Here is a 14,527-nt window from a genome sequence, read left to right as displayed (position 1 = left end):
GGTAAGTTTAAATGGCTAAAAAAGCACCAGAAGTGGGAGAGTATAAATATGGTTTCCGTGACGAGCACAAATCTATTTTTCAAACCGGCAAAGGTTTGACGCGTGAAGTCGTAACGGAAATTTCCAAAATCAAGAACGAGCCGGAATGGATGCTGGAATTCCGTTTGAAATCACTGGAGCAGTTCGAGAAAATGCCAATGCCTCGCTGGGGCGGCGATCTCGACGAGCTGGATTTCAACGATATCCAGTACTACGTAAGACCTTCCGATAAGCAAGGCAAGACTTGGGAGGAAGTACCTACCGAGATCAAGGAAACCTTTGATAAATTGGGTATTCCGGAAGCAGAGCAGAAGTTCCTGGCTGGTGTATCTGCGCAGTACGAATCCGAAGTTGTTTATCATAACATGCAAAAGGATCTTGAGGATCAAGGCGTTATCTTCATGGATACCGATACGGCTCTTAGAGAGCATCCTGAGATCTTGAGAGAATACTTTGCAACAGTAGTGCCTCCAACGGATAACAAATTCGCCGCGCTGAACAGTGCCGTATGGTCTGGCGGAAGTTTCATCTATGTTCCAAAAGGCGTGAAATGTGAAATTCCGCTGCAAGCGTATTTCCGGATCAACTCCGAGAACATGGGCCAATTCGAACGTACGCTGATCATTGCGGACGAAGACAGCTTCGTGCACTACGTAGAAGGATGTACAGCTCCGATCTACAGCACGAACTCGCTTCACAGTGCGGTGGTCGAGATCATCTGTAAAAAGAATGCGCGCGTTCGTTATACAACCATTCAGAACTGGGCGCCGAACATCTACAACCTCGTAACCAAGCGTGCTGTTGCTGAAGAGAATGCAACGATGGAATGGGTGGACGGCAACATCGGTTCCAAGCTGACAATGAAGTATCCTGCCGTTATCCTGAAGGGTCGCGGTGCAAAAGGGATGGTATTGTCCATCGCTGTAGCAGGCAAAGGCCAACATCAGGATGCAGGAGCCAAAATGATTCACTTGGCACCGGACACGACTTCAACGATCGTATCCAAGTCCATTAGTAAGCATGGCGGTAAAGTAACGTACCGTGGACTGGCTTCCTTCGGTCGCAATGCAGAAGGCGCGAAAGCCAACATCCAGTGTGATACACTCATCCTCGATAATGAATCGACGTCGGATACGATTCCTTACAACGAGATCAAGAACGACAACATTACGCTGGAGCATGAAGCGACTGTATCCAAGGTGTCCGAGGAACAATTGTTCTATCTCATGAGTCGTGGCCTTAGCGAGTCTGAAGCTACGCAAATGATCGTTATGGGCTTCATCGAGCCATTCACCAAAGAACTTCCGATGGAGTATGCCGTTGAGATGAATCGACTCATCAAGTTCGAGATGGAAGGCAGTATCGGCTAAATAGTTCTTATGCACACAGGGGGCAAATCACTCGGGCACGAGTGGTTTGCTCCTTTTTTAATGCTGGGGATGCTGGGATTGTTTATATTATGTTGATTCATTGTGACATTTATAGTTGCGTGAGTATCTCGTTAGCATACGTCTTTTATTTTGCCAGAAATCAAGAGTGAGGGGATGTGAGAAATGTCACAAAAGTGCGCGAAAAAACCGCCAGCATACTAGCCTGACGGTTATATGAGTTATTCATAAGGGGCCTTAGGCGAAAATGGCGGTTACAGAAGAATCTCTTGGATCTCGGTATTATATTCCTTGGAGAGGTCGATGAATCGATCCTCAGTCTTCACGAGCGGACGGAAGTAATCCGAAGGATTGTTCATGACGATATGGCCGGATTCGCCGGTCGTCAGCAGAACCTTTTTACCGATAAAGTTTGGCAGCATCTGCTGGATGAAGGCATGCGTCGGCTTGCCGTTCAGCTTACCGAAACTAAGACGATACAGCTCCCGAAGTACGGTTAACAGCTGCTGCTTGGATTGATAGACCCGGTTCGTTGTCATCGCGCTATATACATCGGCAACAGCGCAAATATGAGAGTATGGATGAATTTGGTCTTCACGGAGCGCTCGTGGATAGCCGGAAGCGTCATCCCGTTCATGGTGCTGGAGCGCGACCATAGCGGTGACCTTATCTTCCATGGATTCGGAGATCATCTCATAACCATAGATGGTATGCAGCTTCACTTCCTCATATTCTTCAGAAGTCAGCTTCCCTGGCTTGTCCAGTGTATCCCTTGGAATCTTGCTTTTGCCGATATCATGAAGATAGCCCGCTTTGCCAATTTCATAAGCTTCCTTGTCGGAGTAACCCATCCAATCCGCGATATAGTACGATAACATTCCTACTTGAACGGAGTGCCTGTAGGTATAATCGTCTTTACCATTAAAAAGCAGAAGCAGGGAGACCACATCCGTATGCTCATTCAGAGAGCCGACTAAGGGTATGAAAACATCGTCCACAACGGACTCATTGAATTTACCGGTTTGTGACGCTTCCGTAAATAAGGTGGAGCACCCGTCAAATGCAAGACTGAAATGGGGTTTAACCTTGTTGTATGAGTCTGAAATTTCAGATGATGAATCGAGGGATACGGACAATGCGCGTGGGTTTATTTCTATGTAATCGATACCGTGCTGCAATAGCTTGGATATATCCTCTAAACGAAGGGTTGCTCCTTTTTGTAGAACATGAACGCCGTTTGTGTTGTAAGCATCATCCTGCATTTGATCACCGGGTATCAGGTCCGTGACATGTACTCTCAAATCATTGCACCTCTTGCCCTTATATAAGTAAAAAGATCAAAACTATCTTAGCAAGAAAATAATGGTTTTACAATGTGTAATCATGACTTATTGCCTAACGGTTGGGTCCCAGGGTCCGGTCTGCGGCCCTTTCCATTCCGAACCATCGTCCCAGATCTCTTTTTTCCAAATTGGAACGGATCGCTTCAATTGTTCGATGGCATAACGGCTGGCCTCATAACATGCATTCCGATGCGGGGAGGATACAGCGATAACAACACTGGTTTCTCCAATACCGACCGTACCGATACGGTGGGAAATCGCACATTGCGTACTGGGCCATTGTCGAAAAATGTCAGCACATATTTGCTGCATCTCTTTTAGCGCCATCGGGATATATGCTTCATACTCCAGCGTAACCGTTCGCATCTGGCCGGTCATCTCTCGCGTTGTACCTACAAAGGAAAGCGTTGCTCCATGATTATCATGATGAACTTTGGCAATGGTTGCTTCTACGGACAGCTGGTCGTAGGATATAGAGCACATCCCATCTGCCGAGGACCTGGATCCGGAGTCTTGCGGGGCGGTTCCGTCACCACCGGACACAGGTGGAATCAAAGCTACCTCATCACCGCTTTGAATAAGCTGGTCCGATAGCGCATACTCTTGATTGACCGCGACGAAAGCTGTGGCAACCTGGGATTGGGCATCAGGATAAGCCTCGCTAAGAAGCAGCTTCAATTCCCCAGCTGTAAGGGGAAAGCCCGGTACTTTAAATGTAAGCGAAGCTGTGCCGATTCGATCAGCTAATCCTGCAAATAATAATATAGAAATGGTTGTTGACATTCTTTATCACCTCGTAATTCTTATGGGCTACAATATACCATATTCTTCGCTAAAATGTTATGCTTGTAAGACCGGAAATTATGGAATAACGAACATGGGGAGGGGGCCGCCAGATGGGGTTAGGAAGCAACAAACAGAAGCTGACGATATTGTATACCAACGATATACACAGCCATTTTGAAATGATGAGTAATGTGGCGGCACTTATTTCCCGGGAAAAGGCGGTTGCCGGTGATAAGGCAATCGTGCTGGATATCGGTGATCATATGGACCGGGCATCGGTGGAAACCGAAGGCACAATGGGCCAAGCCAATGTGGATGTCATTAATTTGACAGGATACGACGCCATTACGATTGGTAATAACGAGGGGCTCACCATTTCGTATGATGTTCTGGAGAGTGTATACGCCGGACTGCAGTGTCCCGTTGTGTGCTGCAACATAAGGGAGACAAAGAGCGGTAATCCTCCTTCATGGATGAAGCCGCATGTGATCCTGGAACGAGAAGGCATTCGAATCGGGCTCACCGGCGCAACGGCTGCTTTTGCAGGCTTTTATCAATTGTTAGGCTGGGAAGCCGGAGATCCGGTCCAGGCTATTGCTGAGCAAGTACGAGCGCTTCAGGGCCAGTGTGATATCATGATTGTTTTATCCCATTTAGGACTAACGATTGATAAAAGATTAGCAGAAAATGTTGAGGGGATTGATGTTATTCTTGGTGGTCATACCCATCACATCCTTGAGGAGCCTCTGATGATCGGGAAGACTGCCGTGTGCGGTGCAGGCAAGTTCGGACAATACGTAGGTCGCCTCGTCATGCAGCGTGGTCATGCAGAAGATCGCTTTACCTGTATAGAGGGAAGTCTGCTGCCCGTGGATAAAAACTTGATGGAACCCATCGTAGAGCAGGCGATCATGAAACACCATGAGCTGGCAAGGGAGAAATTAACGGAGGCCGTAGCCGTTATTGACCGTAGTCTGCCCATTCACTATGAGGAGGAGTCGCCGTTTGCGAACCTGCTGGCTCAGGCAGTGATGCAGCACACGGATGCCGATTTTGCTGTCGTGAACTCGGGGCAGCTGCTCGGACCGCTCCCGGAGGGCGAGATCAGCACCGGTATGCTGCATGGCCTGTGTCCGTCCCCGATTAATCCCTGCGTCGTGAAGCTGCGCGGAGAACATATTTATCAAGCACTTGAGGAGAGCCTGCTCCAGGAGTTCAGCGGGAAGAAGATACTGGGCTTTGGCTTCCGCGGTTATATATTAGGCGGCCTGGCTGTCGATGGCTTGAAGATTCACTATGACAAGAACGGAGAGCCTTATCGAAAGATCACGCATATCTCCTTGAAGGGACAAACACTAGAGCCGCAGCGAGAATACAAGGTGGGAACACTCGACATGTTCACTTTCAAAATCGGATATGAGTCGTTGTCACTTGGTAAGGATACGGTATATATGCTGCCGGAGTTTATTAGAGACCTGCTGCGAAGTGAGCTTTCGAGGCCCGGTTCGCTTGAAGAGTCCATGATTCCACGCTGGATATCCTGACAATCCCCGACTAACTTCCTTTGGCCGAGCATACATATGAGGAGGACAAAGGTAAGGAGGGGATGGATCATGGATTTTATCACATCCATTATACTGGGGATTGTGGAAGGACTGACCGAATTCATTCCGGTGTCTTCCACAGGCCATATGATCTTGACGGCTAAGGTGCTCGGTTACGACGATCAAACTCCGATCATGAAGACGTTTGAGGTTGTCATTCAGCTCGGTGCTATTATGGCGATCGCGATCGTTTACTGGAATCGGATTTTGAACCTGCTCGGCTGGAGCCGAAGTGAACCGTTGACCAAGAAGATGCCTCGAAAACGATTGAATTTGATTCATATCTTTTTGGGGATTGCGCCGGCCCTGCTGGTTGCTTTTTTTGCGAGGGATTTCATCAAGAGCCTGTTCCATGCACAGACGGTGTTGTTTGCACTCGTTGCTGGCGGTATTTTTATGATTTTTGCAGAATGGTACAATAAACATAAAGTTCAAGTGACATCGCATGATTTGGATGACTTGACATATAAACAGGCCTTTCAGATTGGCGTCTACCAGATCATATCCGTATTATGGCCGGGTTTCTCCCGTTCGGGATCCACCATCTCTGGGGGGATGCTTAGCGGTGTGAGCTATAAGGCATCGGCCGACTTCTCGTTTATTATCGCAATTCCCATTATGTGTGCTGCATCCGGTTATGAATTACTGGATTCTTATCGATATTTTACTTTAGATACGATCGGTGTATTTCTTGCCGGATTTATCGTTTCGTTTGTTGTCGCTTATTTTGTCGTCTTGGCCTTCATGAAGCTCATACAGAAGATAAGGCTTACTCATTTTGCGATCTACCGTTTTGTTCTCGCTGCCGTTTTTTGGCTGTTTATCATGCATTAAGCAGGAGGAGACACAAGGAGGAGATCCGGCTTCTTCGTATCGTGACCCACTGAAGACTAGACGCTATATCCCACACAAGTTTGAGAATAGCAGAGGAAGTGACGGATTTTGCGTCTTATACCTATCAACGCGTTGAGGCCGGGGATGGTTCTTGGTAAAAGAATATATAATAGCGATGGTTTAATCCTGCTTGCCGAAGGCGTGGAACTGACAACAGGGCTGATCCGCCGTCTGGGCACGTTGGAACTCGGGTATGTCTATATCGAGGAACCGATGACAGAGGATATCGTGGTTCCGGAGTTGTTGACCGAGGAAACTCGGCTGCACGCGATCCAGTCAATTCGGACGAGCTTCAAGACCCTGGAGAGCCAAGCTGCTCTGAAGGGAAGCTTTCTTCATTTAGGCAAAACGTTCTCTGGAATGATGGAGTCTATTATGGATGAAATATCGGATCATGACGAGGGCATGGTGCTGCTGACCGATATGAATACGAACGATTACAACTTGTATCGTCATTCTCTTAACGTATGTCTGTATTCAACGGTTCTTGGCGTGTCTTACGGGTATAATCGGCAGGATCTGAAGGTGCTGGGCTTGGGGGCATTGCTTCACGATATCGGCAAGACGAGGATATCCCAGGTGCTGCTGAATCATCCAGGACGTCTGAGTGAAGAAGAATTTCGCGAGGTTCAGAAGCATACCGAGATCGGGTTCAAATTATTGAAAGATGAACCCAACATTCCGCTGTTATCGGCGCATTGCGCCTTGTCACATCATGAGCGCCTGGATGGCAGCGGTTATCCCAGAGCCTTGAAGGGACCTGAGATCCATGAATACGCCAAATGGATTGCGATTACGGATTCTTACGACGCGATGACAACACAGCGGGTGTACAAGCCTGCCTTATTGCCGCATCAAGCGGTAGAGGTGATGTATGCGGGCTCGGGAACACTGTATGAACAGTCATTCCTGGCTATGTTTCGGGATCGGGTTGCGATATATCCTCCGGGGATCACCGTGAAATTGCATACGGGTGAGAGTGGAGTGGTATCCAAAATTCACGCACATGTGCCTCATCGCCCCGTTGTCCGCGTATTAACGGATGCCGAAGGCACCCCGCTATCTGCACCTTACGAATTGGATTTGTCGGAAACACTGGCCATTATGATTGCTGGTATCGGACGAGCACCATAGATCAAACTTGACCTAAAGGAGGTTGACTCGTGAGACGTAACGGCCATACAACATTGCTGCATACATGGGGGCGACAGATTTACCGCTACCGTAAAGCCATTGTTGTGACCTGGCTTCTTTTGTTTTGCGGGCTGCTTCCGTTTGCGTTCAAGCTGCCGTCCATTCTGCAGCACAACGGGTTTACGCCGAAGGATAGCCCGGCCCAGATCGGGATTGAGAAGCTGGAAGAGGGATTAGGATTGTCGGCAGCCTCATTGGATATTGTCGTAGTCAGTCAGCACGATGAGAATCTGACGGCAGGCACGGCGCAGAGGCGAATATTGACGGAGCTTGCGCCATTGCGAGCTCGTCCCTATGTCAGGGATATTTATATGAATATGGCAGCTCATAGGGCAGGCCAGGATCATATCGTATCCGTAACGGTTCTGCTGGATCTGGATTCCACGGAAGCCTTGAAGCAGTTTGAAGAGATTCGAGATTCGGTTCCGGGCATCACGGGAGCGGATACTTACATAACAGGGAATACCGCCATCTTCGCCGACATGAACCAAGCCGTCAAAAGCGATATCATCCATGCCGAAATGATAGGCATTCCCGCAGCTCTGCTCATCCTGGCGGTCGTATTCGGAACATTGACTGCCGCGATCCTGCCATTGTTAGCCGGTGTTGCCAGCGTGGTGGTCACGATGGGAATCCTGTATTTCGTGGCTTTGGCCGACGGTTCGATCAGCAATTTCCTTCCGAATGTTGTAACGATGCTGGGGCTGGCCGTGGGTATCGATTATGCTTTGCTGGTCGTAAGCCGCTTCAAGGAAGAGATGCGGACACGGAACGGAGATGTGGGAACGGCCCTGGCTGTCACTTGCGCAACTGCCGGGAAAGCGGTGATGTTCTCCGGTGCGGCTGTGTTGATTGGTTTCGTGGCGATGAGTTTCATAGACCTGCCGATCTTCCGTTCCTTCAGCATAGGCGGCATTACCGTCGTGCTGTTATCGGTGCTGGCCGGTAACACGCTTCTTCCCGCATTATTGGGAATATTAGGCCCGCGTATAGAAACGTTCCCTCTATTCCCTGCCGCATACCGGACGCTTCGGGAACGGCAGACCTCCGGTATGTGGAGAAAGCTCTCCAGATTTGTCATGGCGCATCCTGTAACCATCTCTATCGCAGCGATCGGTTTACTATTGGTAGCGATTTATCCGGTGCGGCACATAAATATCGCGATCCCCGCAGCCGAAGTGCTTCCCCCTGCCTATGAATCCCGTTATGGTCACGACCTGCTCATACAGGCTTATGACGAACGTGAATTGAATTCGATCATTGTGGCGGTAGAGCTTCCGGCCACTTATGAGGACTTTCGCAGCATCGAACTAATGAAGGCATATACGGATGAAATCAGGATGATGCCGGGCGTGAAGCAGGTAGAGAGTTATCTGAGCATTGGCAGAGGATCGGTGGAAGAAGCATCGAAGTATTTGTCCCGCGAAGATATCCGCCAGCAGCTGGAGCAGCATCGTTTTGTTAAGGGGAATGTGGCAGTCGTCGCCGTGATCCCGGAATATGGGGAATCCCATGAGCTTACCATGCAGCTTGTCCGAGCGTTACGGACGATGGACACGAATGAGCTGACGACCTACGTCACCGGAAGCCCCGCGTACAAACTGGATATCATTGAGGTCATCCATCAGAATATCTCCTTCGTCCTGATCTTTGTATTTGTAGTTACCTATGTCATTCTCCTCCTGGCGTTTCGATCGGTCGTGCTCCCTTTAAAAGCAAGCATCATGAATATGCTCAGCCTCGGCGCCGGACTCGGTATCGTGGTGTGGGTATTTCAAGAGGGGATAGGCGCGCAGTGGCTGGGTGTTTCCTCTACGGGATCTATCTTTGCCCTTTTGCCGATTCTGATATTCTGCGTGGTGTTCGGCATATCGATGGACTATGAAGTCATGATGCTCTCGCGTATGATGGAGAACTATGAACGGACGGGGGACAACGAATTCAGCACAGCTGAAGGTCTGGAGAGCACGGGCGGGCTGATTACAAGCGCTGCCCTAATCCTGGCCGTCGTTGTGGGTGCATTTGTATTTACGGATAATGAAGTGATGAAAGCGATCGGTTTAGGCCTGACAGCAGCCATTCTGCTGGATGCCACCGTGATTCGTGTGCTGCTTGTGCCTGCGTTTATGAAGATTATGGGGAGAGCGAATTGGTGGAGTCCAAGATGGATGTTTCCGGCACACAAACGTACTACCAAGGAACACTCAGACAAACATGGGGAAGCCGGATGATTCCCAGCCGAATCAAGGAGAAGCCTTCTGTTGGGGTATGTTATAATCATATAATGGACATTATCAAAGCCGTAGAGTACATAAAGCGTAAAGTTGTACTGCATGAATCGGTAATTCAAAGAAATCAGGTGAGTGAACCATGAGTAATACAGCACAGCCATTTCCATCAGCCGTAAGGCCCATTTCGCCGAGTTATGATCCATGGGATCCGATAACTTCGCTGCGCGAGCATGGTCGTCATGTGCTGACCAGTGTGGAAATGACAGTGACGCATCTTTGTAATATGCGCTGTGAGCATTGCGCTGTCGGTGATATGCTTGTCATGAAGGAAGCACCGATGCTGCCACTTGATACGATGCTGAAGCGACTGGACGAGGTAGAACATCTGCAGACGATTAGTCTGACGGGTGGAGAACCGGCGTTTCTGGGCAAGACGGTGGACAACGTGATTGTTCCCTTGCTCAAGTATGCTAAGGAAAGGGGCATCCGGACCCAGATTAACTCCAATCTGACGCTCGATCTTAGTCGGTATGAGAAAATGCTGCCTTATCTGGACGTTATGCATATCTCATTCAATTATTTGAACGGAGATGACTTCTATGAGGTCGGATTTGCAAATAGCGCACGTTCTGTCTCCAAGGAGACGGCATACAAAATGTACGATACGATGCTGGTCAATTCGGAGAAGCTGAGTGCAGCGGGCATGTACATATCCGCTGAATCGATGATTAACTATCGGACGCATACGAAACTCAGCGGCATCCACAAGCTGATCAAGGATATGGGCTGCAAACGGCACGAGGTTCACCCGATGTATGCCTCAAACTTTGCTTCCGCTCTGCCCGTATTGTCCTTGAATGATACGAAAGCTGCCATCCACCATTTGCTGGATGTCCGGGATCGGGACATGTGGATGCTGTTCGGAACGCTGCCCTTCTATGCCTGCAGCTCCGATGATCATGACCAAGAGATCATTCGCCGCCTGCGGCAAGAACCGAACGTAACGGTCCGGAATGATCCGGATGGCCGTAATCGGGTGAATGTGAATTTATTCTCGGGTGACGTGTATGTAACGGATTTTGCTGATATTCCGGCTTTTGGTAATATTAAGGAACAGAAGCTTGACGATATTTTTAACGAATGGACAACAGGACACCCGTTGAACCAAACGGTTAACTGTCACTGCGATGCAGTAAGCTGCTGTGGGCCGAACCTGTTGGTGGCGGACATGTACTACCGAGGTGTGGATTTCAAGTCAAGGCAAGCAAAGACAAACTAGAACTCTAGAAAGAAGGCGTGTCATCATGGCGGAGGAATTTGAGGTCGGGAAACTGATTTTGAATTTGCTCTTGGTTTTCCTGCTCGTTTTGTTGAACGGCGTGTTTGTAGCTGCCGAATTTTCACTGGTGAAAATGCGTCAATCCCGGTTGACCCAGCTCGTTAGCGAAGGGAACCGGCTGGCTGGCATTGCCCTGAAAGTAAACCAGAAGCTTGACGCCTATTTATCCGCAACTCAGCTTGGGATCACATTAACTTCCCTGGGTCTTGGCTGGATTGGGGAGCCTGCCATTTCAGAATTGCTGGTGGCTCCCATTATGCATAGCATTGGCTTTACGGATGAGCGCTTGATTAGCACGATATCGGTTGCGGTGGGATTCTGTATTATCACCTTCCTGCATATTGTGTTAGGGGAGCTTGCACCGAAGTCTTTGGCTATTCAGCGGACGGAGGGGACGGCTCTGATTCTGTCGGCGCCGCTGCTCTGGTTTTATCGCATTTTTCTGCCGGTGATCTGGGTCCTGAATGCTTCCGCTAATCGTATTCTAAAGATGGTCGGCATCGAGCCGGCAAGTGAGGCTGAAGCAGCCCACTCCGAGGAAGAGATTCGGATTCTGATGAACGAGAGCGCAAAAAGCGGTGTCATTGACGAGAACGAGATGAAATTAATGGACAACCTGTTCGATTTTTCTGACTTGAGAGCCAGAGAAATTATGCTGCCAAGGACGGACATGGACGTTCTTTTCACCAATTATACCTTGGAAGAGAATCTTCAGATCGTCAATGAGACAAAGCATTCCCGTTACCCGGTTGCAACGGACAACAAAGACCGCATTATCGGGTTTGTCCACATTACGGATCTCTTGCTGGCGGAGCCTGATAAGCAGCGTGATTTGGCTTCCTTGATGAGACCGATTATGGACGTATCGGAATCAACGGAGATCAGCGAGGTGCTGCGGAAGATGCAGGCAAGGCATGAGCAGCTTGCGCTCGTGGTTGACGAATATGGGGGGACAGCTGGTATTCTGACAGCTGAGAAGATTCTGGAAGAGATTGTTGGGGACCTGTACGATGAATTTGAAGATGAGCGGCCTGAGATTGAAGTGTATGATGAGTACTTTTCAGTGGATGGTCGGATGCTCATTGAAGAAGTGAATGATTTGACCGGCCTGATGATTGAAGAGCATAACGTGGATTCCATCGGTGGTTGGTTGTTCAAGGAGCTTGAAGGGAACCCGGCGGTCGGAAAGAAAACCATCTTTGACGGGGTGGTCTTTGAGGTAGAGGAGTCCACACGGTTGCGTGTAACTCGCGTCATGATTCATCAGAAGCTCGAGAGCAGCTTCTCCTAGAACTAGCAAGACTCTATTTGTTAGGAAGTGGATTATGTCGATTAAGCAGCTCATATTTATCGGTCTTGGTCTCCTGTTGCTGTACGGAATGTTTACGGTTGGAGCTCCGTTCTTGTTGGCCATCGTGATTGCTATTGCTTTGGAGCCGTTAAATCGGCTCTTAATGAAAAGACTTCGGTTGAACCGCATCGCGGCCGCAACGGTGACAAGCACGATATTCCTTCTTTTGATGCTGCTGTTGGCTTATTTGATCGGTCTGCAGGTGTTTAATCAACTGGTCGAATATTGGAGCCGGGCTCCGCAATATTTTGACGGTGCTAACGAATTCCTTCAGCATACGATTATTCAAGCGCAAGACATGCTAAACGGCATTTCGCCGGGGCTTGCCGACAGCCTTACCGAATTCATGTCGAATATTTCTTCCTATGTACGGTCGCTTGTCAATTCGGTATCATCAACATTTTTGTCCTTTGCCAAAACGCTGCCGAACCTGTTCGTCACGTTCATTGTATTCTGCGTAGCGGTGTTCCTGTTCGCTTTCAGCCTCGATACGATGCGTGAGAAAGTGTTGTCGCTATTCGATGAGACATCACAGTCGCAGGTGAACGAAGTGCTGATCAGCCTGAAAAAATCAATTTTCGGCTTTTTGCGGGCACAGCTGCTTCTCAGCCTGTTTACGTACGTGATCACGCTGCTCGGCTTGCTGGTATTAGGCGTTAACTATCCGCTTGCCATCGCCCTGCTTGTCACCATTGTCGACATTCTGCCGATTCTGGGTGTAGGTTCCGTCTTGATACCATGGTCCATCTACCTGCTTGCAGTAGGCGATATTTTTACAGGAGTTGGCTTGATCTTCATGTTCATTCTGATTACGGTAATCCGCCGCGTGTTGGAACCGAAGGTCATAGGGGATGCCGTCGGAATCGGCGCATTGCCTGCCCTGGTCAGCATGTATATCGGATTTAAACTGGTGGGTGTGATCGGATTTTTTATGGGCCCTTTGGTCGTTATTATCTATTCCGCTATGCGTAAAGCCGGCTTGTTCCAAATCAAAATTAAATTTTGAGGACAACTCAACGAGAACCCTTTTCCCGGAAATATTCCAGGGGAGAGGGTTTTTTTTGTCAATTTGCAGTTCATTTTCTGGGCGGAAGACATATGTTAAATACAAAGAGCCCTTGATAACGACGGATCGTAACGATAAGGAGGAATACCCTTGAAGGAAAACCCTGAGGTGCGCGTATACCAGGTATTTCATTCGCCATTTGATCCTTGCCCGCCCAAGCCCTACAGAACGTATGTGGTGCCTGTTAACCAGTATGTCGTGTTTCAACCGCCCGGCCTGCCGCAGTTTAGCCCTGCCGAGGCATTGAGACACGGAACGTTATGGCCATCCTTGTTTAGCCCGTATACCTCGCGAAAATTTAAAGGAGAGTGATCGGCCGTGAACGAAACCAGACCCCAGGTTGGAGATCGGAAGTATTACGAAATGCTCGAGCAGCTTCAAGCATTGGATTTTGTCCTGGTGGAGCTGAACCTGTATTTGGACACCCATCCGGATGATCTCAAGAGCATCGAGCAATTCAACAGGCTGACGCAGGAAAGGACGGTGCTCGCGAAGCAATTTCAAGAGTTGTATGGGCCGCTGCAAAATTTTGGCCGTGCTTTTTCCAAATATCCGTTCGAATGGGCCCAGGGGCCTTGGCCCTGGCAGGTTTAACGGTGACGGTGTTGGCAAGCGGGCTGCTATTTTTTTCACCACCTGCATGCAGCCCTTGCGAAGAGGAAAAGCGAGAACAAGGAGGCGGACGATCCTATGTGGGTATACGAAAAAAAGCTTCAGTATCCGGTACGCGTAAGTAAATGTGATCCGAGAATGGCGAAGTTCTTGATTGAGCAGTATGGGGGTGCCGATGGGGAGCTCGCGGCAGCGCTCCGCTATTTGAATCAGCGGTATACCATTCCCGATAAGGTCATCGGATTGCTGAATGATATCGGAACAGAGGAATTCGCGCATCTTGAAATGATTGCCACTATGGTGTATAAATTGACGAAAGATGCAACGGTTTCGGAGATGGAGGCTGCCGGATTGGGTGCACATTACGCCAATCATGATCATGCGCTGTATTATGAGAATGCCGGCGGGGTCCCTTGGACAGCAACCTATATTCAAGCTAAAGGCGATCCGCTTGCGGATTTGTATGAGGACATTGCGGCAGAAGAGAAAGCGCGCGCTACATATCAATGGCTCATCGACTTAACGGATGACGTGGATTTGCAGGACAGTCTCAAATTTTTGCGGGAACGTGAAATTATCCATTCGATCCGTTTCAGGGAAGCTGTAGAGATTATCAAGGAAGATCGGGCAACGAAAAAAATATTCTAAGGGAGAGGATATCGTTTCGATAATAAAACAAT

At 48.9% G+C, this 14,527-nt stretch carries 13 protein-coding genes; 11 read left to right on the top strand and 2 right to left on the bottom strand.

What is annotated here, in order from left to right; all coding sequences use genetic code 11:
* Positions 1-11: 11 nt before the first annotated feature.
* Positions 12-1,409 (top strand): Fe-S cluster assembly protein SufB, encoded by a 1,398-nt coding sequence (sufB, locus tag ABEW73_RS03720; protein WP_430162040.1) that lies wholly within the window; start codon positions 12-14, stop codon positions 1,407-1,409.
* 272 nt (positions 1,410-1,681) lie between these two features.
* Here sufB and ABEW73_RS03715 read toward each other — a convergent pair whose 3' ends face one another.
* On the bottom strand, positions 1,682-2,728 hold the full coding sequence (locus ABEW73_RS03715) for an HD-GYP domain-containing protein (RefSeq protein ID WP_430162041.1): 1,047 nt from the start codon (positions 2,726-2,728) through the stop codon (positions 1,682-1,684).
* 87 nt (positions 2,729-2,815) lie between these two features.
* Entirely contained in the window at positions 2,816-3,553 is a 738-nt protein-coding gene (gene moaD, locus ABEW73_RS03710; protein WP_430162043.1) for a molybdopterin converting factor subunit 1, read from the bottom strand.
* Between the two features lie 113 nt (positions 3,554-3,666).
* Here moaD and ABEW73_RS03705 point away from each other — a divergent pair, with 113 nt between their 5' ends.
* The 10 genes from ABEW73_RS03705 (at position 3,667) to ABEW73_RS03660 (ending at position 14,495) form a co-directional block, all read left to right on the top strand.
* Positions 3,667-5,100 carry a bifunctional metallophosphatase/5'-nucleotidase gene (locus tag ABEW73_RS03705; RefSeq protein WP_430162045.1) on the top strand — a complete coding sequence of 478 codons (1,434 nt, stop codon included), beginning with the start codon at positions 3,667-3,669 and terminating at the stop codon, positions 5,098-5,100.
* Between the two features lie 69 nt (positions 5,101-5,169).
* Complete coding sequence (locus ABEW73_RS03700; protein ID WP_430162047.1) at positions 5,170-5,994, top strand: undecaprenyl-diphosphate phosphatase; 825 nt, start codon at positions 5,170-5,172, stop codon at positions 5,992-5,994.
* 108 nt (positions 5,995-6,102) lie between these two features.
* The gene (locus ABEW73_RS03695) at positions 6,103-7,188 is read left to right on the top strand and encodes an HD-GYP domain-containing protein (RefSeq protein WP_430162049.1); all 1,086 of its coding nucleotides are present in this window, start codon (positions 6,103-6,105) and stop codon (positions 7,186-7,188) included.
* Positions 7,189-7,217: 29 nt separating this feature from the next.
* Complete coding sequence (locus ABEW73_RS03690) at positions 7,218-9,479, top strand: MMPL family transporter (RefSeq protein WP_430162051.1); 2,262 nt, start codon at positions 7,218-7,220, stop codon at positions 9,477-9,479.
* 139 nt (positions 9,480-9,618) lie between these two features.
* Positions 9,619-10,758 carry a radical SAM/CxCxxxxC motif protein YfkAB gene (yfkAB, locus tag ABEW73_RS03685; RefSeq protein WP_098748434.1) on the top strand — a complete coding sequence of 380 codons (1,140 nt, stop codon included), beginning with the start codon at positions 9,619-9,621 and terminating at the stop codon, positions 10,756-10,758.
* A 25-nt stretch (positions 10,759-10,783) separates the two neighbouring features.
* Complete coding sequence (locus ABEW73_RS03680; protein ID WP_430162053.1) at positions 10,784-12,109, top strand: hemolysin family protein; 1,326 nt, start codon at positions 10,784-10,786, stop codon at positions 12,107-12,109.
* Positions 12,110-12,143: 34 nt separating this feature from the next.
* Complete coding sequence (gene ytvI, locus ABEW73_RS03675) at positions 12,144-13,175, top strand: sporulation integral membrane protein YtvI (RefSeq protein WP_430162055.1); 1,032 nt, start codon at positions 12,144-12,146, stop codon at positions 13,173-13,175.
* A 150-nt stretch (positions 13,176-13,325) separates the two neighbouring features.
* A complete protein-coding gene (locus tag ABEW73_RS03670) occupies positions 13,326-13,547 on the top strand; it encodes a spore coat associated protein CotJA (RefSeq protein WP_430162057.1) in 222 nt (73 codons plus the stop codon).
* A 6-nt stretch (positions 13,548-13,553) separates the two neighbouring features.
* A complete protein-coding gene (locus ABEW73_RS03665; RefSeq protein WP_379406175.1) occupies positions 13,554-13,829 on the top strand; it encodes a spore coat protein CotJB in 276 nt (91 codons plus the stop codon).
* A 96-nt stretch (positions 13,830-13,925) separates the two neighbouring features.
* Positions 13,926-14,495, top strand: coding sequence for a manganese catalase family protein (locus ABEW73_RS03660; protein ID WP_430162059.1), 570 nt, complete (start codon positions 13,926-13,928; stop codon positions 14,493-14,495).
* Positions 14,496-14,527 lie beyond the last annotated feature (32 nt).

It is taken from the genome of Paenibacillus lautus (genome assembly GCF_050482385.1).
GTDB classification, from domain to species: Bacteria; Bacillota; Bacilli; order Paenibacillales; family Paenibacillaceae; genus Paenibacillus_AQ; species Paenibacillus_AQ lautus_B.
The sequence above is the reverse complement of the archived record's forward strand: the minus strand, read 5'-3'. Positions and strand labels throughout refer to the sequence as shown.